At 70.1% G+C, this 21,372-nt stretch carries 23 protein-coding genes; 10 read left to right on the top strand and 13 right to left on the bottom strand.

Annotated features, from left to right (window positions below; all coding sequences use genetic code 11):
* The first annotated feature begins 32 nt into the window (after nucleotides 1-32).
* Entirely contained in the window at nucleotides 33-1,259 is a 1,227-nt protein-coding gene (locus tag OKJ99_RS30570) for an AI-2E family transporter (RefSeq protein ID WP_326021175.1), read from the top strand.
* A 6-nt stretch (nucleotides 1,260-1,265) separates the two neighbouring features.
* On the opposite strand, the gene OKJ99_RS30565 is transcribed toward OKJ99_RS30570, so the two are convergent.
* Both OKJ99_RS30565 and OKJ99_RS30560 read right to left on the bottom strand, forming a co-directional pair.
* Nucleotides 1,266-2,030: a hypothetical protein gene (locus OKJ99_RS30565; RefSeq protein WP_326021174.1), complete on the bottom strand. Its 765-nt coding sequence runs from the start codon at nucleotides 2,028-2,030 to the stop codon at nucleotides 1,266-1,268.
* An 82-nt stretch (nucleotides 2,031-2,112) separates the two neighbouring features.
* Nucleotides 2,113-3,027, bottom strand: a complete 915-nt coding sequence (locus OKJ99_RS30560; protein ID WP_326021173.1) for an aminoglycoside phosphotransferase family protein — start codon at nucleotides 3,025-3,027, stop codon at nucleotides 2,113-2,115.
* A gap of 243 nt (nucleotides 3,028-3,270) precedes the next feature.
* Here OKJ99_RS30560 and recA point away from each other — a divergent pair, with 243 nt between their 5' ends.
* Together recA and recX are read left to right on the top strand one after the other, a co-directional pair.
* Nucleotides 3,271-4,401: a recombinase RecA gene (recA, locus tag OKJ99_RS30555; RefSeq protein WP_326021172.1), complete on the top strand. Its 1,131-nt coding sequence runs from the start codon at nucleotides 3,271-3,273 to the stop codon at nucleotides 4,399-4,401.
* A 6-nt stretch (nucleotides 4,402-4,407) separates the two neighbouring features.
* Nucleotides 4,408-5,190 (top strand): recombination regulator RecX, encoded by a 783-nt coding sequence (gene recX / locus OKJ99_RS30550; protein WP_326021171.1) that lies wholly within the window; start codon nucleotides 4,408-4,410, stop codon nucleotides 5,188-5,190.
* 130 nt (nucleotides 5,191-5,320) lie between these two features.
* Here recX and OKJ99_RS30545 read toward each other — a convergent pair whose 3' ends face one another.
* The 8 genes from OKJ99_RS30545 to OKJ99_RS30510 all read right to left on the bottom strand — a co-directional run bounded on the left by OKJ99_RS30545 (nucleotide 5,321) and on the right by OKJ99_RS30510 (nucleotide 12,012).
* On the bottom strand, nucleotides 5,321-5,722 hold the full coding sequence (locus OKJ99_RS30545) for a rhodanese-like domain-containing protein (protein ID WP_407700797.1): 402 nt from the start codon (nucleotides 5,720-5,722) through the stop codon (nucleotides 5,321-5,323).
* Complete coding sequence (locus OKJ99_RS30540) at nucleotides 5,713-6,282, bottom strand: cupin domain-containing protein (RefSeq protein WP_326021169.1); 570 nt, start codon at nucleotides 6,280-6,282, stop codon at nucleotides 5,713-5,715. Before OKJ99_RS30540 ends, OKJ99_RS30545 begins: the two co-directional genes overlap by 10 nt.
* A gap of 82 nt (nucleotides 6,283-6,364) precedes the next feature.
* Nucleotides 6,365-6,412, bottom strand: coding sequence for a hypothetical protein (locus tag OKJ99_RS43800; RefSeq protein ID WP_375915856.1), 48 nt, complete (start codon nucleotides 6,410-6,412; stop codon nucleotides 6,365-6,367).
* Between the two features lie 102 nt (nucleotides 6,413-6,514).
* Nucleotides 6,515-8,200 carry an FAD-dependent monooxygenase gene (locus OKJ99_RS30530; protein WP_326021168.1) on the bottom strand — a complete coding sequence of 562 codons (1,686 nt, stop codon included), beginning with the start codon at nucleotides 8,198-8,200 and terminating at the stop codon, nucleotides 6,515-6,517.
* Between the two features lie 212 nt (nucleotides 8,201-8,412).
* Nucleotides 8,413-9,411, bottom strand: a complete 999-nt coding sequence (locus OKJ99_RS30525) for an amino acid ABC transporter permease (protein ID WP_326021167.1) — start codon at nucleotides 9,409-9,411, stop codon at nucleotides 8,413-8,415.
* Nucleotides 9,408-10,055, bottom strand: a complete 648-nt coding sequence (locus OKJ99_RS30520; protein WP_326021166.1) for an amino acid ABC transporter permease — start codon at nucleotides 10,053-10,055, stop codon at nucleotides 9,408-9,410. The genes OKJ99_RS30525 and OKJ99_RS30520 overlap by 4 nt, the downstream gene beginning before the upstream one ends.
* A gap of 163 nt (nucleotides 10,056-10,218) precedes the next feature.
* Nucleotides 10,219-11,139, bottom strand: a complete 921-nt coding sequence (locus tag OKJ99_RS30515; protein WP_326021165.1) for a glutamate ABC transporter substrate-binding protein — start codon at nucleotides 11,137-11,139, stop codon at nucleotides 10,219-10,221.
* Nucleotides 11,140-11,232: 93 nt separating this feature from the next.
* Nucleotides 11,233-12,012, bottom strand: a complete 780-nt coding sequence (locus tag OKJ99_RS30510; RefSeq protein ID WP_326021164.1) for an amino acid ABC transporter ATP-binding protein — start codon at nucleotides 12,010-12,012, stop codon at nucleotides 11,233-11,235.
* A 247-nt stretch (nucleotides 12,013-12,259) separates the two neighbouring features.
* On the opposite strand from OKJ99_RS30510, the gene OKJ99_RS30505 reads away from it, so the two are divergent.
* Both OKJ99_RS30505 and OKJ99_RS30500 read left to right on the top strand, forming a co-directional pair.
* Nucleotides 12,260-12,946: a response regulator transcription factor gene (locus OKJ99_RS30505; protein WP_326021163.1), complete on the top strand. Its 687-nt coding sequence runs from the start codon at nucleotides 12,260-12,262 to the stop codon at nucleotides 12,944-12,946.
* Between the two features lie 21 nt (nucleotides 12,947-12,967).
* A complete protein-coding gene (locus OKJ99_RS30500) occupies nucleotides 12,968-14,482 on the top strand; it encodes a sensor histidine kinase (protein WP_326021162.1) in 1,515 nt (504 codons plus the stop codon).
* Here OKJ99_RS30500 and OKJ99_RS30495 read toward each other — a convergent pair.
* Complete coding sequence (locus OKJ99_RS30495; protein ID WP_407700796.1) at nucleotides 14,461-15,456, bottom strand: TAXI family TRAP transporter solute-binding subunit; 996 nt, start codon at nucleotides 15,454-15,456, stop codon at nucleotides 14,461-14,463. The genes OKJ99_RS30500 and OKJ99_RS30495 overlap by 22 nt on opposite strands.
* A gap of 145 nt (nucleotides 15,457-15,601) precedes the next feature.
* On the opposite strand from OKJ99_RS30495, the gene miaB reads away from it, so the two are divergent.
* Nucleotides 15,602-17,125, top strand: a complete 1,524-nt coding sequence (miaB, locus tag OKJ99_RS30490; protein ID WP_326021161.1) for a tRNA (N6-isopentenyl adenosine(37)-C2)-methylthiotransferase MiaB — start codon at nucleotides 15,602-15,604, stop codon at nucleotides 17,123-17,125.
* Between the two features lie 85 nt (nucleotides 17,126-17,210).
* Nucleotides 17,211-17,927, top strand: a complete 717-nt coding sequence (locus tag OKJ99_RS30485; RefSeq protein WP_326021160.1) for a class III extradiol dioxygenase subunit B-like domain-containing protein — start codon at nucleotides 17,211-17,213, stop codon at nucleotides 17,925-17,927.
* A gap of 106 nt (nucleotides 17,928-18,033) precedes the next feature.
* Here the strand turns inward: OKJ99_RS30485 and OKJ99_RS30480 are convergent, their stop codons facing one another.
* On the bottom strand, nucleotides 18,034-18,309 hold the full coding sequence (locus OKJ99_RS30480) for an antitoxin (RefSeq protein ID WP_326021159.1): 276 nt from the start codon (nucleotides 18,307-18,309) through the stop codon (nucleotides 18,034-18,036).
* A gap of 34 nt (nucleotides 18,310-18,343) precedes the next feature.
* On the bottom strand, nucleotides 18,344-18,622 hold the full coding sequence (locus tag OKJ99_RS30475; protein ID WP_326021158.1) for a hypothetical protein: 279 nt from the start codon (nucleotides 18,620-18,622) through the stop codon (nucleotides 18,344-18,346).
* 182 nt (nucleotides 18,623-18,804) lie between these two features.
* Here OKJ99_RS30475 and miaA point away from each other — a divergent pair, with 182 nt between their 5' ends.
* The 3 genes from miaA to dapF all read left to right on the top strand — a co-directional run bounded on the left by miaA (nucleotide 18,805) and on the right by dapF (nucleotide 21,256).
* Nucleotides 18,805-19,743, top strand: coding sequence for a tRNA (adenosine(37)-N6)-dimethylallyltransferase MiaA (gene miaA / locus OKJ99_RS30470; RefSeq protein WP_326021157.1), 939 nt, complete (start codon nucleotides 18,805-18,807; stop codon nucleotides 19,741-19,743).
* 107 nt (nucleotides 19,744-19,850) lie between these two features.
* Nucleotides 19,851-20,318, top strand: a complete 468-nt coding sequence (locus tag OKJ99_RS30465) for a hypothetical protein (RefSeq protein ID WP_326021192.1) — start codon at nucleotides 19,851-19,853, stop codon at nucleotides 20,316-20,318.
* 68 nt (nucleotides 20,319-20,386) lie between these two features.
* Nucleotides 20,387-21,256 carry a diaminopimelate epimerase gene (gene dapF / locus OKJ99_RS30460; protein ID WP_326021156.1) on the top strand — a complete coding sequence of 290 codons (870 nt, stop codon included), beginning with the start codon at nucleotides 20,387-20,389 and terminating at the stop codon, nucleotides 21,254-21,256.
* Nucleotides 21,257-21,372 lie beyond the last annotated feature (116 nt).

Here is a 21,372-nt window from a genome sequence, read left to right as displayed (position 1 = left end):
CGATTGTCGGCGGCGTGGGCGAGACTGGCAGCGTGGCACCGACAGACGAAACCTTCCAGGTGGCGGACGACGCCGCGCCGCCCGGCACCAAGCCGCCCGAGCGGCCGCCGGGCCCTGCGCCGACCCCGCGCGCGGGGATGCCGCGCTGGCTGCCGCGCGCCATGGTGCTCGCCCTGGCCCTCATCGCCTGCTTCCAGCTGGGCTATTGGGCCTTCCACCAGCTGATCGGGCTGCTGACCAACGTATTGATCGCGTTCTTCCTGGCGCTCGCCGTGGAGCCCGCGGTCAGCAGGATGGCTGCGCGGGGGCTGCGCCGGGGCTTCGCCACCTTCCTGGTGTTTCTGGCCGTGGCGATCGTGAGCGCGGGCTTCGTCGTGCTCATGGGGTCGATGCTCGCGGGCCAGATCGTGGACATGTTCGACGACTTCCCGATGTACCTCGACCAGCTCATCAGGTGGGTCAACGACACGTTCCACACGGATCTCAACAGGGTCGAGGTACAGGACAGCCTGCTGCACTCGGACTGGCTCCAGAAGTACGTCCAGAACAGTGCCACCGGCGTCCTGGATGTCTCCACGCAGGTGCTCGGCGGGCTGTTCCAGCTTCTGACGGTTCTGCTGTTCTCGTTCTACTTCGCGGCCGACGGCCCGCGCCTGCGGCGTGCGCTGTGCTCGGTCCTGCCGCCCGCCAAGCAGACCGAGGTGCTGCGCGCCTGGGAGATCGCCGTCGACAAGACCGGTGGGTATCTCTACTCGCGTGGCCTTATGGCGCTGATCTCAGGGGTCGCGCACTACGTCCTGCTCGCGGCGCTCGGCGTCCCGTACGCGCCCGTGCTCGCGGTGTGGGTGGGACTCGTCTCGCAGTTCATCCCGACCATCGGCACGTACCTGGCGGGCGCCCTGCCGATGCTGATCGCCTTCACCGTGGATCCCTGGTACGCGCTGTGGGTGCTCATCTTCGTAGTCGTGTACCAGCAGTTCGAGAACTACGTGCTGCAGCCGAAGCTGACCGCGAAGACGGTGGACATCCACCCGGCGGTCGCCTTCGGCTCGGTCATCGCGGGCACCGCGCTCCTGGGGGCCGTCGGTGCCCTGATCTCGATCCCGGCCGTCGCGACGCTGCAGGCGTTCCTGGGGGCGTACGTGAAGCGCTACGACGTCACCGACGACCCGCGCGTGCACGGGCACCGCAGGCGAGGGGCGTCTCTCTGGGTGCGGATGCGACGCGTGGTGAAGGAGCCGGGTCCCAAGGACCAGTAGCTCCCCTCAGTACGTGACGGCTGCCCAGAGCGCGGACGCGAGAACAGCGGCCGCGTAGCAGCCGGCCGCAACGTACATGACGCGCAGTTTGAGGCGGTCGCTCCAGGTCGTGCGGGACATGAGCCAGGCCAGGGCCGGAAGCACCAGCACCGCGTGCAGGCTGACACCGTGCAGCGGCTTGAGAGCGGCCGTCGAGTGGTAGGCCGCCTCCTGGTGCCCGGTCCGCGTCAGGACGACACCGCGCGCGATCATCGCCGCGCCGGACGCGAGGGCCACCAGAAGGACGGCGAACCCGGTGCGCACGGCGAGGGGCATCCCTGTAGGGCCGCCCGGCCGGTTCCTGAAGGACACGACGGCGAAGGACGTCAGGAGTGCCACCAGGATGCCGCCGCCCACCGCGAGGGACATGGAGACGACACTGTCGAAGGCGGTCTCCATGTCGAGGTGCGACGGCACTTTGCGCCACGCCTGAAGGGTGATTCCGGCGACCTCCAGGACACAGTCCGCGGCGAACACCGCGAGCAGGGTGCCGCGCAGCCGGGCGCCGACCTTGAGGTACGAGGTCACCCAGGTGATGGCCATGAGTGTCAGGCCGAAGGAGAGCCCGAAGGTGATGGGCTTGCGCCAGGAGACCGGCCCGCTCCAGGGGCCGCCGTCGACTCCGAAGACGACGAGGTGCACGAGGCCGGACGCGACCAGGGCCGCGCCGGTCGCGTAGCAAAGGCGCTCAGCGGGGCGGAGGGTGGGAGCTCGGTTCGCGTGGGTGGCCATGTGACAAGACTCGTCACATGTGTCCTCGTGGTCGTCGTCCGGCTGAAGACACTCGCCGTACGACGCGGGGAGTACGCGTGTGTCAGTGGGCGGCCGATGCGACAAGGCGGCGCAGCGAGGCATGTCCGGGCGGTCCCCAGGAGGGTTTGCCGCCGGGGCGGTCCTGGTCGCCGGCGTGCCCGATGAGGATGCAGACCAGGGCCTTCATGACGGCCCAGCCGCGGGCGCGGCGCAGGGTGGCGGCATCGGGGGCCGGCCGGTAGGCGCTGTGGAAGCGCTCGATGGCGCCGTCCGGCAGCAGCAACCAGGCGGCGGCGAGGTCCCAGGCCGGATCGCCCACGCAGAGGTCACCGAAGTCGATCACGCCGCAGAACGTGCCGTCCGCGGTGAGGAGGTTGGCCGGATGCAGGTCGGCGTGGAGCCACAGCGGCGGGCCCGACCACTCAGGCGCACCGGCGGCGTCCTCCCAGACCGCGAGGACGGCGTCCGGATCGGGGATCAGGCCGTGCCCGGTGGCCTCGGCGAGTTGCTGGGTGACCTCTTCGGCATGCTCGGCCAGCGGACCCCCACGGTTGCGGCCGGTCGGCGCCCCCTCGGGGGCCGGCTGGTGAAGAGCCGACAGGAAGGCGGCCAGTGTGTCGGCCGACCCGGCGGCGGTGGCGGGGGCCCGGTCGGCAGGCGATCCCGGTACCCAGGTGGTGACGATCCAGGGGTGGGGAAACCGCTCGGAGGGCTCACCGAGGCGCTGGGGGACGGGAATGGGCAGGGGGAGACACGGGGCGAGAGCGGGGAGCCAGGCGTGCTCCTTGCGCAGCAGCGCGTCCGCGGACCCGGTGGCCCAGGGCAACCGGACAGCGAGGTCCTCGCCGATCCGCCACAGCTGGTTGTCCCACCCGCGGGCGCCGAGCCTCACGGGGCGATCGGCCAGGTCGGGGTGCTGTTCGTGGAGCAGTTCCTGGACCAGTTCTGCGGTGATCTCGATCGCTGTGTGGGTCATGCGGAGCCACGGTAGCCGAGGCGCACCGACCCGCGTGGTGCGCTTGACACCAAAATCGAACATCCATTCTTATGGAGTGTCCAGAGCTACTTTTCCCAGTGTTTCCAAGGGATTCGGGGAAGGTGGCCGGGCGAGGAGCCTCGAGTTATCCACAGGCGAGACAGGCGTCGAGGCCGATTGTCAGTGGCAGGCGTTAGCGTCTTTGGCGTGAAGCGATCGACTCAAGCAAACCGGGTGGAACCCATGGCAGGAACCGACCGCGAGAAGGCGCTCGACGCCGCGCTCGCACAGATTGAACGGCAATTCGGCAAGGGCGCAGTGATGCGCATGGGCGAGCGGCCGAATGAGCCCATCGAGGTCATCCCCACCGGGTCGACCGCGCTCGACGTCGCGCTCGGCGTCGGTGGCATTCCGCGTGGCCGCGTGGTGGAGGTGTACGGCCCGGAGGCCTCCGGTAAGACGACTCTGACCCTGCACGCCGTGGCCAACGCGCAGAAGGCCGGCGGCCAGGTGGCCTTTATCGACGCAGAGCACGCGCTCGACCCCGAGTACGCGAAGAAGCTCGGCGTCGACATCGACAACCTGATCCTGTCCCAGCCGGACAACGGCGAGCAGGCTCTCGAGATCGTCGACATGCTGGTCCGCTCCGGCGCCCTCGACCTGATCGTCATCGACTCCGTCGCCGCGCTCGTGCCGCGCGCGGAGATCGAGGGCGAGATGGGTGACTCGCACGTGGGTCTGCAGGCCCGCCTGATGAGCCAGGCGCTGCGGAAGATCACCAGTGCGCTCAACCAGTCCAAGACCACCGCGATCTTCATCAACCAGCTGCGCGAGAAGATCGGCGTCATGTTCGGCTCGCCCGAGACCACGACCGGTGGTCGCGCGCTGAAGTTCTACGCCTCGGTGCGTATCGACATCCGCCGTATCGAGACCCTGAAGGACGGCACGGACGCGGTCGGCAACCGCACCCGCTGCAAGGTCGTCAAGAACAAGGTCGCGCCGCCCTTCAAGCAGGCCGAGTTCGACATCCTCTACGGGCACGGCATCTCCCGCGAGGGCGGCCTGATCGACATGGGCGTGGATCACGGCTTCGTCCGCAAGGCCGGTGCCTGGTACACGTACGAGGGCGACCAGCTCGGCCAGGGCAAGGAGAACGCGCGCAACTTCCTGAAGGACAACCCCGACCTGGCCAACGAGATCGAGAAGAAGATCAAGGAGAAGCTGGGCGTCGGTGTCCGCCCGGAGGAGCCGAGCAGCGAGCCGGCTGCGGGCACGGACGCGGCGGCGGCAGAGGCCGCTCCTGCCGAGGACGCGGCCAAGACGGTGCCCGCGCCCAAGGCGGCCAAGTCCAAGGCCGCGGCGGCCAAGAGCTAATCCGCCGTGACACGACGAACCGACTGGGCCGATGACGACGTACGCTCCGCCGTTCCCGAGGGCAGGGGGAGCGGGGGCGGCGGGGCGTATGACGACATGGCGTACGGCGAGGCCGGGGACGACGTCGAAGCGGGGAGCGGCGCGGCGGACAGGCCGCGCCGTGGTGGACGCGACCGGGGCGGGGCCGGACCGCGTGGGCGTCGGCGCCGGGGTGGATTCGGGGATCCGCCCGGCGCCGCACAGGACGACGGCCCCCCTGACTCGTCGAGGGCCGAGCGGGGGGCGCCGTCAGGAGACCCGGCTGAGCGGGCGCGGAACATCTGTCTGCGTCTGCTCACCGGGACTCCGCGCACGCGCAAGCAGCTGGCCGACGCGCTGCGCAAGCGCGAGATCCCCGATGACGTGGCGGACGAGGTGCTCACCCGGTTCGAAGAGGTGGGGCTGATCAACGACAGCGCCTTCGCGGACGCGTGGGTGGAGTCGCGGCACCACGGCCGGGGGCTCGCCCGCCGGGCGCTCGCCCGTGAGCTGCGAACCAAGGGCGTGGACTCGACGGTGATCGACGAGGCGGTCGGGCAGCTCGACTCCGAGCGGGAGGAGGAGACCGCGCGCGAACTCGTCGCGCGCAAGCTCCGTTCCACGCGAGGTCTCGACCGCGACAAGAGGCTGCGCCGCCTCGCGGGGATGCTCGCCCGCAAGGGGTATCCGGAGGGCATGGCGCTGCGAGTGGTGCGGCAGGCGTTGGAGGAAGAGGGGGAGGAAACCGAGGACTTGGGGTTCGGAGAGTAGCGACTCCGATTTTGAATCCGGCTCCCGACTCCGCGGGAGCCGGGAGCCGGGAGCCGGAGTGCCGCACTCTCGCGCCCCCGGACCAGCGCGCCCCGCTCCTCGCGCCCCCGGACCACCACGGTCTGCTGCCTCACACCTCCGTGACCGGCAGTCCCGCCGCTCGCCAGGCCTGGAAGCCGCCCACCAGGTCCGTCGCACGGTGCAGGCCCAGTTGGTGCAGGGAGGCGGCGGCGAGGCTCGACGCGTAGCCCTCGTTGCAGACGACCACGACGCGCAGGTCGTGACCGGTGGCCTCCGCGGCGCGGTGGCTGCCACGGGGGTCGAGGCGCCACTCCAGTTCGTTGCGCTCGACCACAAGGGCCCCGGGGATCAGGCCGTCGCGCTCCCGCAGCTCCGCGTACCGGATGTCGACCAGTAGTGCCTCGCCACGGGACGCCGCGTCGAAGGCGGCCCGTGCCTCGACCCGGTCCAACCCGGAGCGGACCCGCTCGAGAAGCTCGTCGATGCCCACCGGTGAGGCGCTCACTGCCAGTCCTCCGGGCGTTCCACCGACTCCAGACGCAGCACGGGACCGGTGCGGCTGTAGCGCCGGATCCGGGGGAGCGGTGGGTAGTAGGCGTGGACCGAGACGGCGTGCTCGGTGGGGGACTCGTTCAGGACCTCGTGCACGTGATGGCGGCCGAAGGCGCGTCCCTCACCCGCCGTCAACTGCCGTTTCCTGTCGACGTCCTCGGAGAGTTCCAGGGTCTTCCAGCCGTCGGTGGGAAGACGGGCGGCGAGCGAGTTCTCCGTGAGCGCGCCGCCCGCGGTCAGGAAGGCGCCGACGGACTCGGCGTGGTCGTGCCAGCCCGTGCCGGTGCCCGGCGGCCAGCCGATGAGCCAGGCCTCGCTGCCGTCGGGGCCTTCGAGCCGCACCCATGTGCGGCCCTCCGGATCGAGCGGTAGCGAGGCGATCAGGTCGCGGTCCTGAGCGACGCGGCGGACGAATGCGAGGAGGTCGGCCTGCGTGGGCGCGGCCGACGGCGTACGGGAAGGAGCCGTACGGGAATGCGCAACGGATTGCGCGGGAGCGGATTGCGTGAAACTGGACACCAGTACCGTCCTGAGAGATCGCGAGCAGCACGCGCCGCTGACGACGAAGGACGACGGGCGCGTGAAAGGAAGGGATGCGAATTCAGCAGGAGGGGTGACACACACAGCCCGCGTAGCGGATGAGGTCCATATGGACCCTCCGCCACAGGCGTACATCGGTGTCGACCGTCACGCTCCGGAGTACACCATGGGGGCAGGAGACGGTCAACTCACCGACCGGTAGGCGAGCGGTTCAGCGGCCGGCGCCGCTCTTCACCGGACCTTTCTCCTCCGCGGGCCTGGCGAGGGCCGTGCGCGCCGCCTCGTAGAGCTCCGCCGGACGCACGCCGGTCAGCGCGGTGACCAGGTGACCGTCGGGCCGGATCAGCAGCACCGTGTGCGCCGCGGCCTGTGGGTAACGCTCCGCGACGAGCAGCTCGGCCTCGTGGGGGAGTGCCGCGACGGCCGCCGCGAGCCGTGGCATCAGACCCGCCGACATCCAGTGCTTGCGCTCCCACACCCCGGTCCCGGGGGCGACGAGGACGACGAGCAGCGGCCCGCGGCCGAGCCGGTCCCGCAGGCGCACGAACGAGCCGTCGGGCGCGGTCACTTCGACATCGGCGATCAGCGCGCCGATCGCCGTGCCGACCTCCACCTGCGACTCGGAGCGCGCAGGCGCGAGCGGCGAGTCGGAGTACGCCCCCGGCGCGCCGAGCGGCCCGTGCCCCAAGTGACCGTCCGTGAGCAGCCCGTCGTGCCCCCGCGCGGCACCGGGGACGTACGCCCGCAGCCCGCCACCACCGCGCAGTATCGGCAGCGCCTGGTCCGCGGCGCGCAGCCGCCCGGCCACCACGGCACGGCGCTCGGCCTGATAGCTGTCGAGCAGCGCGTCGGCGGCGGAGCGCGCCCCGTCGTGCCAGGCGAGGGCCAGCTTCCAGGCGAGGTTGTCGGCGTCGCGCAGTCCCTCGTCCAGGCCCTGTGTGCCGAGCGCGCCCAGCAGGTGCGCCGCGTCCCCCGCGAGGAAGACGCGGCCCACGCGCCAGCGGCGGGCGAGCCGGTGATGGACCGTATGGACTCCGGTGTCGAGCAGTTCGTACGGCGGCGTGGGGCCTCCGCACCAGCCCGCGAGGGTCTCCCGGATGCGGGTCACGAGGACATCCGGGGTGACCAGGTCGCTGCGGGGCGGCAGCAGCCAGTCCAGGCGCCAGACGCCGTCGGCGAGGGGGCGGCCGACGACCTCCGAGCCCGAGCGGCCCGAGGCCCGCCACGGAGGGTTCCGATGGAGCAACGCCTCACCGGGCCACGGAAGTTCCGCACGCAGCGCGGCGACCGCGTGCCGTTCCACGGCGGTGCGGCCGGGGAAGCGGATGTCGAGGAGCTTGCGGACCGTGGAGCGCGGCCCGTCGCAGCCCACGAGGTAACTGCCGCGCCACCACGTGCCCTTCTTCCCGCGGGTGTGTGCGGTCAGGCCCGTCTTCTCCTCCTCGAGCGAGTCGAGGCGGCTGTCGACGGCGACCTTGATGAGCCGTTCGGCGTCGACGGCCCTGCGCAGGGCGTCGGTCAGATCGTGCTGGGCGATGTGCAGCGGTGCGGGCAGAGTTTCGGCGGGCGATACCGGCCCGCCGGGTGCCCCCGGTCCACCGGATGCTCCCGGCTCACCCTTCGCGCTCTGCTCACCGAAGGTGAGCACACCCATCACTTGCTTGCGGCGCATGGAGCGCCAGCCGGTCCAGCGGGTGCCGATCCCCTCGAACGACGTACCCGCGAGCCGCTCGGCCAGCGCCGCGGTGTCCTCGCGCAGCACCACCGTGCGGGCGGGTCGCTGTTCGTCCTTGCCGGGGCCCTCGTCGAGGATCACGGAGGGTACGCCGTGCCGCGCGAGGGTGAGGGACAGCGCGAGCCCGACGGGACCCGCGCCTACGACGATCACCGGGTCCACGGCGCGGCCCCTCCCGCCCCGAGAGACCCGCCGGAAAGTGCCCCGTGCCAAGGCACGGGCGGCGTACTGGACGTACAAGGACGGGCAGTTGGAGCGGGGTGCGCGTTCACAGAGCGTATGCAACCCATTGCCGGTGCTTGCGTCAAGTGACGGCGGCAGTGGCGATCACGCCACTGCCGCCGTGCAGCTCAGGCCCCGCGCCCGGGGTCGGGTCAACTCCTTGGCGAACCGGGTCCTTCGGATCGGTCATCGGTCTGCGGCCGTTCGGTGGCGGCCTCGGAGGCGGCCGCGCCGTGGCCGGCCCCGCCGGGCAGGTCCGCGGCGTCCATCAGGCCACCCTCGGCGACGGGTTCGGCGGCCGCGGCCACCTTGATGCCGGTCTTGGCGCGGCGGCCGCGCCGCTCGATCCAGTTGGCGAGCCCGGACAGGGCCAGACACATCAGGACGTAGATCGTGCCGGTCACGACGAGTACCGGAACGTACGGGTATTCGCCCTCAACAAGCGTGTTGTTGGCCAGCTTGCGGGCCGCGTACAGGAGCTCCGCGTACGTGATGATGTAGCCGAGCGAGGTGTCCTTGAGGGTGACCACCAGCTGGCTGATAATCGTCGGCAGCATCGAGCGGATCGCCTGCGGCAGCAGCAGCATGGTCATCACTTGATACTTGCGCAGCCCCAGCGCGTAGGCCGCCTCGACCTGGCCGCGCGGCACGGCCTGGAAACCGGCCCGCAGCACCTCGGCCTGAACCGAGCTGTTGTAGACCGTCAGGCCGATCACCAGCGCCCAGAAGGCGTTGTTCTCGCCGATGACGCCCAGGTCGCTCTTGTAGGTGAGGAAAAGAACCCACAGGGCGTAAATGGTGATCAGCAGCGGGATGGCGCGGAACAGCTCGATGAAGCCTGTTGCGAACCAGCGGATCGGCCGGTGGTCCGAGTAACGGGCCACCGCCAGGACGACGCCGAACACCAGCGAGAGCGCGCCCGCGGCGGCGAAGACCTTCAGGGTGGTCAGGATGCCGTCACGGATCGCCACCCGGACGTTGGCGTAGTTGAAGATGTCCCACTTGGCGGCGGCGAACTGGTCCTTGGACGCGAGCTGCGCGACCACGAAGACGATGAGGCCGACGACCGCGAGCGTACCGACGACGGTGTAGAGCCGGTTGCGCGTGCGGGCCTTGGGGCCCGGGGCGTCGTAGAGAACGCTGGCACTCATCGGGCGACCTCCAGGGTCCTCTCGAGCACCCGGAACAAGATGCTGATGGCGAAGGTGATGACCAGGTAGCCGAGTGCCACCCACAGGAAGACCCAGGCGATCGGGTACCCCTGGTCGCTCAACAGCTTCTGCCAGCCGAACAGTTCGGTGACGCTGAAGGCGCCCGCGATGGCCGAGTTCTTGGTCAGCGCGATGAAGATGGAGCTCAGCGGCGGCAGCACGGTGCGCACCGCCTGCGGCAGGATGATCAGGCCGAGCGTCTGGAAGAACGACATGCCGATCGAGCGCGCCGCCTCGGCCTGCCCGAGCGGCACGGTGCTGATGCCGGAGCGCACCGCCTCGCAGACGAACGACGAGGTGTAGCAGCTCAGCACGATCAGGGCCTTGACCCACGGGCTGAAGCCGAAGTCGAGGACCTGGGGCACCGCGAACCAGATGACGAGGAACAGCAGCGTCAGCGGGGTGTTGCGGAACAGCGTGACCCAGGCGGTGCCGAAGTACCGCAGGGGCGGTACGGGCGAGACCCGGAAGCCGGCGAGGACCGTGCCGAGCAGCATCGCGAGGAGGCCACTGGCCAGGGTCAGGCCTATGGTGCCGAGGAATCCCTCGCGGAATTCCGAAAGGTGGTCGAGCAGTACATTCACGGGGAGTTCCTCGTGGGGCGGCAGCGGTCGGGCAGGGGGAGCCGCGCCCCGTACGCCGTCACGGACGTCGTGCTCGGTGTGACGGCGACAGGGACACGGTCAACTCACTGCCTGCGAGAGACAGGCGGCTGGACGCTCAGGGGCGCTGAACGCTCAGCAGCGCTCAGTAGCGCTCCAGGGCCGGCGGCTCGGTGTACTCGGCGCCGGAGAGGCCGAGCGTCGCGTCGTAGGCCTTCTTGTAGTCGCCGTTCTTCTCGTGCGCCTCCAGGGCGTCGGCGACCGCGTCGCGCAGGGCCTTGTCGTCCTTGCCCATGCCGACGCCGTACGGCTCCTCAGTGAAGGGCTTGCCGACGACCTTGAGCTTCTTCGGGTTCTGCGCGGCGTAGCCCTTCAGGATCGCGTCGTCGGTGGTGACGGCGTCGACCTCGTTGTTGAGCAGCTGCTGCACGCACTCGGAGTACTTCGCCAGCTCGACGGTCTCGGCGCCGTACTTGGGCTTCTTGATCTCCTGCAGCGGGGTCGAGCCCTTGATGGAGCAGACCTTCTTGCCCTTCAGGGACGTCGGGCCCGTGATGCCCTTCTCGGCACTCCGGACGAGGAGGTCGGCGCCGGCCTGCATGTACGGGCCCGCGAAGCCGACCTGCTTCTTGCGCTCGTCGTTGATCGTGTACGTGCCTACGTAGAGGTCGACATCGCCCTTGGAGATGGTGGTCTCGCGCACGCCGGAGTCGATCGTCTTGAACGTGATCTGGTCGGCCTTGAACCCGAGGTCGGCCGCGACCATCTTGGCGATCTCGATGTCGAAGCCGGAGCGCTTGCCGCTGGAGTCCTGGAAGCCCAGGTACGGCTGGTCGTCCTTGGAACCGATGACGATCTTGCCGGCCTTCTGGGCCTTCTTCAGGGTCGCGGAGTCGACCTTCACATCGCTCTTCACCGCGTACGTGGGCAGCTTCGGCTGGTTCTTGCCACCCGAGGCCCCGGCGGGCTTGTCACCGGCGTTGCCGGACTCGCCGCCACAGGCGGTGGCGGTGAGCGCGAGCGCGGCGACGGCAGCGGCCGCTGCGGCGGACTTACGGAGCTTCATGGTGAACATCCTTCGTGTCGGCAGATTCGGCAGTAGGGAAAAGGCAACACGCGCGCGCGGGGCGCCAGTTGCGGCCCCGCGCGGGGCGCGCGTCTAGTGGTGCAGGATCTTCGACAGGAAGTCCTTGGCCCGGTCGCTGCGCGGATTGCTGAAGAACTGGTCGGGGACGGCCTCCTCGACGATCCGGCCGTCCGCCATGAAGACGACGCGGTTGGCCGCGGAGCGGGCGAAGCCCATCTCGTGCGTGACCACCACCATCGTCATGCCGTCCCGGGCGAGCTGCTGCATCACTTCCAGGACCTCGTTGATCATTTCCGGGTCGAGCGCCGACGTCGGCTCGTCGAAGAGCATCACCTTCGGGTCCATCGCCAGCGCCCGTGCGATGGCGACGCGTTGCTGCTGGCCGCCTGAGAGCTGCGCGGGGTACTTGTCGGCCTGCGCGGCGACACCGACCCGGTCGAGGAGCGCACGCGCCTTGTCCTCGGCCGCCTTCTTGTCCGCCTTGCGGACCTTGACCTGCCCCAGCGTCACGTTCTCCAGCACCGTCTTGTGCGCGAAGAGGTTGAAGGACTGGAAGACCATCCCCACGTCAGCGCGCAGGCGTGCCAGTTCCTTGCCCTCCTGGGGCAGCGGCTTGCCGTCGATCGTGATGTCGCCGGAATCGACGGTCTCCAGGCGGTTGATCGTGCGGCACAGCGTCGACTTGCCGGAGCCCGACGGGCCGATGACGACGACGACCTCACCTCGCGCGATGGTCAGGTCGATGTCCTGGAGCACGTGCAACGCGCCGAAGTGCTTGTTGACTCGGCTCAGTGCGACCAGTGCGTCGCCCGCAGGGGGAGTGGCGTCCTTGGTCACCGAAACTTCGGTCATCGGGGTCTTGCTCCGTCCTCCTCGGTTGGGAGGACAGTAGTAACCCCGTACGACCAGCGTCATTACATCTGAGGGGAAATTGAGCATAACGATCCGGCCGCAACCGGACACTATGCGTGAAGGGGGCGCGGGGCGCTCATACCGGCTGCATAACGGAACACGGCCGTAACCGGAAGGCTCTTGACGTCGTCCTTACTTTTCGGAGTGGATGCCTTGATGAATCGTGCGGGAGAGGTGAGGGGGCGTAATGAGACTGCTTCTCGTCGAGGACGACGACCACGTGGCCGGTGCCCTTTCGGCGGTCCTGTCCCGGCACGGCTTCGAGGTACGGCACGCGCGCAGCGGTGAGGAGGCCCTGCAGGCGCTGGTGCCCGAGGCGGACGCCTTCGGTGTCGTGCTGCTCGATCTGGGCCTGCCCGACCTGGACGGCTACGAGGTGTGCGGCAGGATCCGCAAGCGCACCACGACACCCGTGATCATGGTGACCGCGCGCGCGGACGTGCGGTCGCGCATCCATGGGCTCAATCTCGGCGCGGACGACTACGTAGTGAAGCCGTACGACATAGGGGAGCTGCTCGCCCGCATCCATGCGGTGAGCCGCCGCACCGTGCAGGAGGAACCCGCCGCCACCGTCGACCACGAGGTGCAGTTCGGGGACGTCAGCATCGATCTGCCCACCCGTAAGGTCGCGATCGCGGGAGAGGTGGTTCAACTCACCCGTAAGGAGTTCGACTTGCTGGCGCTCCTGGCGCAGCGTCCGGGCGTCGTCTTCCGTAGGGAGCAGATCATCAGCGAGGTGTGGCGGACCAGTTGGGAGGGCACCGGGCGCACCCTGGAGGTGCATGTCGCCTCACTGCGCTCCAAGTTGCGCATGCCCACGCTCATCGAGACCGTGCGGGGAGTCGGTTACCGGCTCGTCGCCCCGGCCGCGTAACAGAAGCCGTAGAGTCCTGGCGTGCGTGCCCGCCTTCTTCCCCTGCTCATCGTCCTCATGGCGGGCGTGCTGCTCGCACTCGGCTTTCCGCTGGCCGTGAGCGTCGCCTCCGCCGAGCAGCAGAAGGTGGTCGTCGACCGCATCGACGACACCGCGCGGTTCGCTTCCCTCGCGCAGTTCGTGACCACGCGCCCGGACAAGGCGGGCAAGGGCGAGAAGCTGGTGAGCGACGAGCGGCAGCAGACATTGCGCACCGAACTCGCCCGCTACCACGAGGTGTACGGCATCAAGGCGGGCGTCTTCTACCGGGACGAGGAGCCCATGGGGCGTGCGCCCGGCGATTTCCGAGTGCCGCCGCCCGGCTCCGACGGTGTGCTGCGTGCCGCGTTCGACGAGGCGCTGTACTCGCGCGGCAGCCACAATCCGCCGCAGGTGTGGCCGTGGCAGCGCGGCAGGCTCGTGGTCGCGTCGCCCGTCATCCGGGACGGGGACGTCGTCGCGGTCGTGGTCACCGAATCGCCGACCGGAGCGATGCGCAGCAAGACACTGCGCGGCTGGCTGGTCATCGGCGCCGGTGAGGTGGCCGCGATGCTGCTCGCCGTGGGCGCCGCGCTGCGGCTGACCGGCTGGGTGCTCCGGCCCGTACGAGTTCTGGACGCGACGACCCACGACATCGCCACAGGGCGGCTGAAGTCGCGGGTCGCGGCGGCCGGCGGCCCACCGGAACTTCGGCGTCTGGCCCGGTCGTTCAACGAGATGGCGGACAACGTCGAGGACGTGCTCGAGCAGCAGCGCGCCTTCGTCGCCGACGCCTCGCACCAGCTACGCAACCCGCTCGCCGCCCTGATGCTGCGCATAGACGTACTGGCGCTCGAACTGCCGGAGGGGAACGAGGAGATCGGGTCGGTCAAGGCCGAGGGCAAGCGCCTCGGCCGGGTCCTCGACGACCTGCTCGACCTGGCCCTGGCCGAGCACGCCGCCGCGGACCTTCAGCTCACCGATATCGGCGAGCTGGCCGCCGAGCGGGTGGAGGCCTGGCGCCCGCTGGCGGACCAGAAGGGCGTACGACTCGTGGCCAACTGCCCTGCGGTGACCGGCTGGGCCGATCCGGTCGCGCTGTCCAGCGCCCTGGATGCCGTGGTCGACAACGCCCTGAAGTTCACGCCCGAGGGTGAGCAGGTGACCGTCACGGCCAAGGCCACCGGCGACGCGACGGTGATCGAGGTCGCGGACGGCGGGCCGGGCCTGAGCGAAGAGGAACTCGCCCGGATCGGCGACCGGTTCTGGCGCAGCGGGCAGCACCAGAACATCAAGGGTTCGGGCCTCGGTCTGTCCATCTCGCGGGCCCTGCTGACGGCGGGCGGCGGCTCCCTCGGGTACGCGCGGCGTGAACCGCAGGGCCTGGAGGTGACGCTGCGGGTGCCCAGGACGGCGCCGGTGCCTGTTCAGGGGGCCGTGGAGGCGGGCGGCGAAGCGAGCCGCGGGGGGAACGGTTCAGGCCGGGAGACGGCCGCTCAGGGCTTGACCGAGAGGTAGTAGCGGCGCGCGCCCTCGTGGAGGGTGAGGGGGTCGGTGTAGACGGCCGTTCTGAGGTCGACGAGCTGGGCCGCGTGCACCTTCGCCCCGATGTGATCGCGGCTGTCGATGACGGTGCGGGTGACCGCCTCGGTCAGCTCAGGGTCCACCCGGTCGGTCGTCACCAGCAGGTTCGCCACCGCCAACGTGTTGACGGGCTCGCCCTGTTGGGCCGCCGGGTAGGCGTCGGCGGGCATCACGGCGGCCCGGTAGTAGCGCGAGTAGCCGCCCATGGCGTGCAATTTGTCGACCAGCGAGCCGAGTTCGACGAGCCGGATCGGGGCGTCCTCGGACAATTCCCTTACGTGGTTGGTGGGCAGACCCCCGGACCAGAAGAACGCGTCGATCTCACCGGACTCCAGGGCGCGCGGCATGGCGTCTATGCCGATGCCCACCTCGGTGACGTCCTTGTGGACGTCGAGCCCCGCAGCCTTCAGGATCCGCTCGGCGATCAGCCGGACCCCCGAACTCCGACCGCCCACCGCCACCTTCATGCCGCGCAGGTCGGCGACCTTCCGCACGGATGAGGACCGCTTCACGACGAGCTGCATGTAGTCGTCGTAGAGGCGGGCGCAGCCGCGCAGCCGGTCCGCGCCGGCCCGGCCCTCGGACTGGTACTTGGCGACCGCGTCCGCCGCGGCGATGGTGAAGTCGGCCTTTCCGGTGGCCACCCGCTCCACGTTCTCCCAGGAGCCCTGGCTGCCGGTGAGATTGACCCCCAGGTCGGGCAGGTCGCGATCCACGGCACGCTTGAGGAGCTTGCCGTACCTCTCGTAGACGCCCGTGCGCGCGCCGGTGCTGAAGGTCACCTGGCCCCGGGGTGACTGCTCGCCGAGCGGCAGCAGCCACCACAACAGCAGGCCGAACACCACGAGTCCGGCCACTGAACCCATGAGGGCGCTGCGGCGGGTCACGCGGAGGGGCGGCTGCGGCATGGCGTGATCCTGCCAGCTGGGGGCGCGCGGTGGCCAGGTTCGGAACGTCCCCTTGTGGTCACGTTCGGTGACGCCGTTGCCACGGCGCGGGGAGGACGAGGACGGCGCCACAGAAGCACTCCGGGAACCCCATACCCTTGTTGTCATGAGCAGCAGCGACCCGCGTCCGGCCGTGGACGACCGTTCACCCAAGACCTATGAAGTACTCACCTACGGGTGTCAGATGAACGTCCACGACTCGGAACGGTTGTCGGGCCTGCTGGAGGGGGCGGGGTACGTGCGCGCCCCCGAGGGCTCCGACGGCGACGCCGACGTCGTGGTCTTCAACACGTGCGCGGTGCGGGAGAACGCTGACAACAAGCTGTACGGCAACCTCGGTCGCCTTGCCCCCAGGAAGGTGTCGCGCCCGGGCATGCAGATCGCCGTGGGCGGCTGCCTCGCCCAGAAGGACCGCGACACCATCGTGAAGAAGGCGCCCTGGGTGGACGTCGTCTTCGGCACGCACAACATCGGCAAGCTGCCCGTCCTCCTGGAGCGCGCTCGCGTCCAGGAGGAGGCCCAGGTCGAGATCGCCGAGTCCCTTGAGGCGTTCCCCTCCACGCTGCCCACCCGCCGCGAGAGCGCGTACGCGGCCTGGGTGTCCATCTCGGTCGGTTGCAACAACACCTGCACCTTCTGCATCGTCCCGGCGCTGCGCGGCAAGGAGAAGGACCGCAGGACGGGCGACATCCTCGCGGAGATCGAGGCCCTGGTCGGCGAGGGCGTCTCCGAGATCACGCTGCTCGGCCAGAACGTCAACGCCTACGGGAGCGACATCGGCGACCGTGAGGCCTTCAGCAAGCTGCTGCGCGCCTGTGGCGGCATCGAGGGCCTGGAGCGCGTGCGCTTCACGTCCCCGCACCCGCGCGACTTCACGGACGACGTGATCGCCGCCATGGCCGAGACGCCGAACGTGATGCCGCAGCTGCACATGCCGATGCAGTCCGGTTCGGACACGGTCCTCAAGGCGATGCGCCGCTCGTACCGCCAGGAGCGCTTCCTCGGCATCATCGACAAGGTCCGCGCCGCCATGCCGGACGCGGCGATCTCCACCGACATCATCGTGGGCTTCCCCGGCGAGACCGAGGAGGACTTCGAGCAGACGATGCACGCCGTGCGCGAGGCCCGCTTCGCCAACGCCTTCACCTTCCAGTACTCCAAGCGCCCCGGAACCCCGGCCGCGACCATGGAGGGGCAGATCCCCAAGGAGGTCGTCCAGGCGCGCTACGAGCGTCTTGTCGCCCTCCAGGAGGAGATCTCCTGGGAGGAGAACAAGAAGCAGGTCGGCCGCACCCTGGAGCTCATGGTCGCCGAGGGCGAGGGCCGCAAGAACGGCGCCACCCACCGCCTCTCCGGCCGCGCCCCCGACAACCGCCTCGTCCACTTCACCAAGCCCGAGGCCGAGGTGCGCCCCGGAGACGTCGTGACCGTCGAGATCACGTACGCCGCTCCGCACCACCTGCTCGCCGAGGGCGACGTCCTGAACGTGCGCCGCACGCGCGCGGGTGACGCGTGGGAGAAGCGCAACCAGGAGGAGCAGGACAAGAAGCAGGGCGTGCTGCTGGGCCTCCCGCAGATCGGCGTTCCCGAGCCGCTGCCCGCGATGACCGGGGGATGCGCCGTCGACTGACCGGCCTCGCCTCCTGGTGGAGTGCGGCCTGGTGGAGTACGGCCGCCTTTCCCGTGCGTGGCGGGCGCCCAGTAGGCTGCCGATCATGCTTGTCGCCGCTGCCGCTTGCCCGTGTCCGCCCCTGCTCGTGCCCGAGGTCGCCGCGGGAGCGGCTCCGGAACTGGACGCCGCGCGCGCGTCCTGCGACGAGGCGATCGCGGCGCTGCTCGCGGCGGAGCCCGACCTGGTGTGGGTCATCGGCGAGGGCCCGCGCACGGGCATCCACGAGCCGGGTGCACGCGGCTCCTTCCGCCCCTTCGGCGTCGACCTCGATGTGCATCTGGGTACGGCGCCGTCCGACGCCGTGGAGGCGACGCTCCCGCCGTCCCTCTCCGTAGGCGCGTGGCTGCTCGCGCGCGCGGGATGGACCGGTGAGGTGCGCGGCTACGAGGTGGCGGGTGACGGCTCGGCGTTCGACCACGCTGATGGTGCGCTCCGCCTCGCGGAGAGCGGGACCGGAGCGGAGCGCGTCGCGTTCCTCGTCATGGGCGACGGCACGGCCTGCCGCACACTGAAGGCCCCCGGCTACCTGGACGAGCGCGCCGAGGGTGTCGACGCGGCCATCGCGGCGGCTCTGCGCGACCTCGACGCCGACGGCACGCTCGCGAACCTCGACGCCGACCTCGCCCGCGAACTGAAGATCTCAGGACGCGCCCCGTGGCAGCTCCTCAGCGCCGCCTGGGGCAAGCGGGCCGGCACGGGCCGTCTCCTGTACGAGGACGCACCCTACGGAGTGGGCTATTTCGTGGCGTCCTGGACGTAGGGCCTGTCTTCAAACTCCGGTCACCTAGTGCGAAACGCCCCACAGACGGCGACGGCCGCGAAACCCCATGGGTTCGCGGCCGTCGCCGTCTGTGGGAAGCGCGGGGTCACGATGGCGCGGAAGGGGGCGATGGCGGGGTGTTCCCACCGTCGGTGTCCTTGGCGTTCTTGCCCTCCGTCGCGGACATTCGGTCGACGGCGTCCTTCGCCTTGTCCGTGCCCATCTGGATCTTGTCGCGGTACTTGCCCTTGGTCTTCTCGTCGACCATCTTGCCGGCCTTGTCCAAGCCCTGGTCGATCTTGTCCCCGTGCTGCCGCGCGAGGTCCGAGGCCTTGCCCTTGAAGGGGCCGAACTTGGCCTTCAACGAGTCCAGGAAGCCCATCGCTGCACCTTCCGTCGCACCGAGCTCTCGGGAGCTACTTGCGGGCGCCCTCACTGGCTTCGTTGTCGGCGGCCTGCTCCGCGGACTGCTGCTTCGGGATCTCCACGCCCTCCGCCACGGCGCCCTCGGTCGTCTCGCCGTCGGCTGCGGCCTCCGTGGCCTCCTGCTCGGCGGCGGGAGCCGTGGCGGCCTCGGTGGACTCCTCGGCGTCCGCCACCTCCGGATCGGCCGTCAGAGTGGCGACCTGGGCCTCGGCGGTTGACGCCTCGTCCGCAGCGTTGGCCTTCCGGCGAAACCTGGCAAAAACGCCCATTTCATCTCCATACGTTACTCGTGTGGGCGAAATCCCGCCCTACCCGGTGCGTCCCATTGCGGCGACCGGGGCGCCGGCTCTCGAAACCGGCGGCTGGAACCTCGCAACAGGCAACGAACCCGAACCTGTGGCGTCACGTCGCTCATTCGTGAACAGGTGCCCGGGTTTGCGAGACTGGGGCGGTGAGTAGCGCAGCTCCCGCCCCGCGGGTCATCGCCGTCGTCGGGCCGACCGCGGCAGGAAAGTCAGATCTAGGCGTGTTCCTCGCCAGGGAACTCGGTGGCGAGGTGGTCAACGCCGACTCCATGCAGCTGTACCGGGGGATGGACATCGGCACCGCCAAGCTGACGCCCGAGGAGCGTGCCGGTGTGCCGCACCACCTCCTGGACATCTGGGACGTCACAGAGGCAGCCAGCGTCGCCGAGTACCAGCGCCTCGCCCGCGCGGAGATCGACCGACTGCTCGCGGCGGGCCGCTGGCCCGTCCTCGTCGGTGGATCAGGGCTCTACGTAAGGGGCGCCGTCGACAAGATGGAGTTCCCCGGCACCGACCCCGAGGTCCGCGCCCGCCTGGAGGACGAGCTCCGGCTGCGCGGCTCCGGCGCCCTGCATGCGCGCCTCGCCGCCGCCGACCCGGAGGCGGCCACGGCGATCCTGCCGAGCAACGGCCGACGCATCGTCCGCGCCCTTGAGGTCATCGAGATCACCGGCAAACCGTTCACCGCCAACCTGCCGGGACACGACTCCGTCTACGACACCGTCCAGATCGGCGTGGACGTGGCACGGCCCGAACTCGACGAACGCATCGCCACGCGCGTGGACCGTATGTGGGAGGCGGGCCTCGTCGACGAGGTGCGCGCGCTGGAGGGTCAGGGGCTGCGCGAGGGGCGTACGGCGTCGCGCGCCCTCGGCTACCAGCAGGTGCTCGCGGCGCTCGCGGGAGAGTGCACGCTGGACGAGGCGCGCGCGGAGACCGTCCGCGCCACCAAGCGCTTCGCGCGCCGTCAGGACTCGTGGTTCCGGCGTGACCCGCGGGTGCATTGGCTCAGTGGGGCCGTGGCGGAACGCGGGGAACTCCCGGCTCGCGCAATGTCGTTGGTCGAACGACCGGTTACAGCCTGATCACGTGATGGCATCGGGACGCTCCGCCCGTCATCGCGGCCTCTGTGGGCGTGCCATCATCGACCATCGATCGACCAGTGGAGTCCGGAGTGGGAGGGCGCGTGGCGATGGAGGCCGGCCCTCGTGACACCGCACCAGGCGGAGAGCAGCTCAGTACCGATGGTCCTGAGGCGGGCGTCGACGGCGTGATCGCCGACGGCCCGACCCCGGAGGAACTCGCCGCGCAGGACGAGGGCCAAGAGGTCGAGGTCGAGCTGCGCCCGCAGCGCAGGCTCCGCATCTGGCAGCTGGCACCCATCGTGATGCTGGCCACGATCGGCTCCCTGATGTTCGCGTTCCCGCTCTTCTTCGAATTCGGCGACGGCGGCGCGGTCGTGGCGATGCTCGGCCTCCTGATCAGCTCCTGCGCCGCTGGCTGGGGCATGATGGCGGCCCGCAGGGTGGGCTACACGCTGCCGGGACTGCCGTCGCGCGGCTCGGGCCGATGGCCGGACTGGCGGGTCGTGGGCGCGTACGTCGTCGTGGTCGCGGCCGTCGCGGTGCTCGCCGTGTGGCGCGTGGCACGGCTCCGCTGACCGCGTTCCGCACCCCCATGCGGCACTCCGCCGACCGGATTGTCGGACCGATCTCGTACGATCGAGAAATGAGCACCTTCCTCAAGGGTCACGGGACCGAGAACGACTTCGTGATCATCCCGGACCCGGAGAACGCCATCGCGCTCTCGCCGACCGCCGTCGCCGCACTGTGCGACCGTCGGGCCGGCATCGGGGGCGACGGCGTGCTCCATGTCGTGCGCAGCGCCGCGCACCCCGAGGCGCGGCACATGGCCGACGAGGCGGAGTGGTTCATGGACTACCGCAATGGCGACGGCTCGGTGGCCGAGATGTGCGGCAACGGAGTGCGGGTCTTCGCCCGCTACCTCCAGCACGCGGGACACGTCGGCGAGGGAGACCTCGCCGTGGCCACCCGAGGCGGCGTCAAGGCGGTCCACATCGACAAGGAAGGCCTGATCACGGTCGGTATGGGCAGGGCGACGCTCCCCGAGGGCGACGTCACGGTCCGTGTCGACGAGCGGACCTGGCCCGCGACGAACGTGAGCATGGGGAACCCGCACGCGGTCGCCTTCGTGGCCGACCTCGCGCACGCGGGCACCCTGTACGACGCGCCCTCGTTCGCGCCGGCGAACGCGTACCCGGAGGGTGTGAACGTCGAGTTCGTCGTCGACCGCGGCCCGCAGCACGTCGCCATGCGCGTGCACGAGCGGGGCTCAGGCGAGACCCGCTCCTGCGGCACCGGCGCCTGCGCCGTGGCCGTCGCGACCGCCCGCAGGGACGGCCTGAACCCCGCGGTGACCGGGGCCCCTGTCACGTACGAGATCGATCTGCCCGGAGGCAGGCTGACGATCACCGAGCGTGCGGACGGCGAGATCGAGATGACCGGTCCCGCCGTGATCGTCGCGGAAGGTCGGCTCGACACCGACTGGTTCGCGGCAGTCGAAACCGTAAACCAGTGAACCTTCGCTCGAATGGGTGATCCGTTTCACGCTCGGCGAGAGCGGGACTGCGCCACGTGATGGGCTCGGTAGCATCAAGCACCGGTCCGGACGGGTGCCGCCGCCAGCCCGCCGCC

Origin of the sequence: Streptomyces endophyticus, assembly GCF_035798155.1 — a bacterium.
GTDB classification, from domain to species: Bacteria; Actinomycetota; Actinomycetes; order Streptomycetales; family Streptomycetaceae; genus Streptomyces; species Streptomyces endophyticus.
Note: the sequence above shows the minus strand (reverse complement) of the source record. Positions and strands in the feature narration are given on the sequence as shown.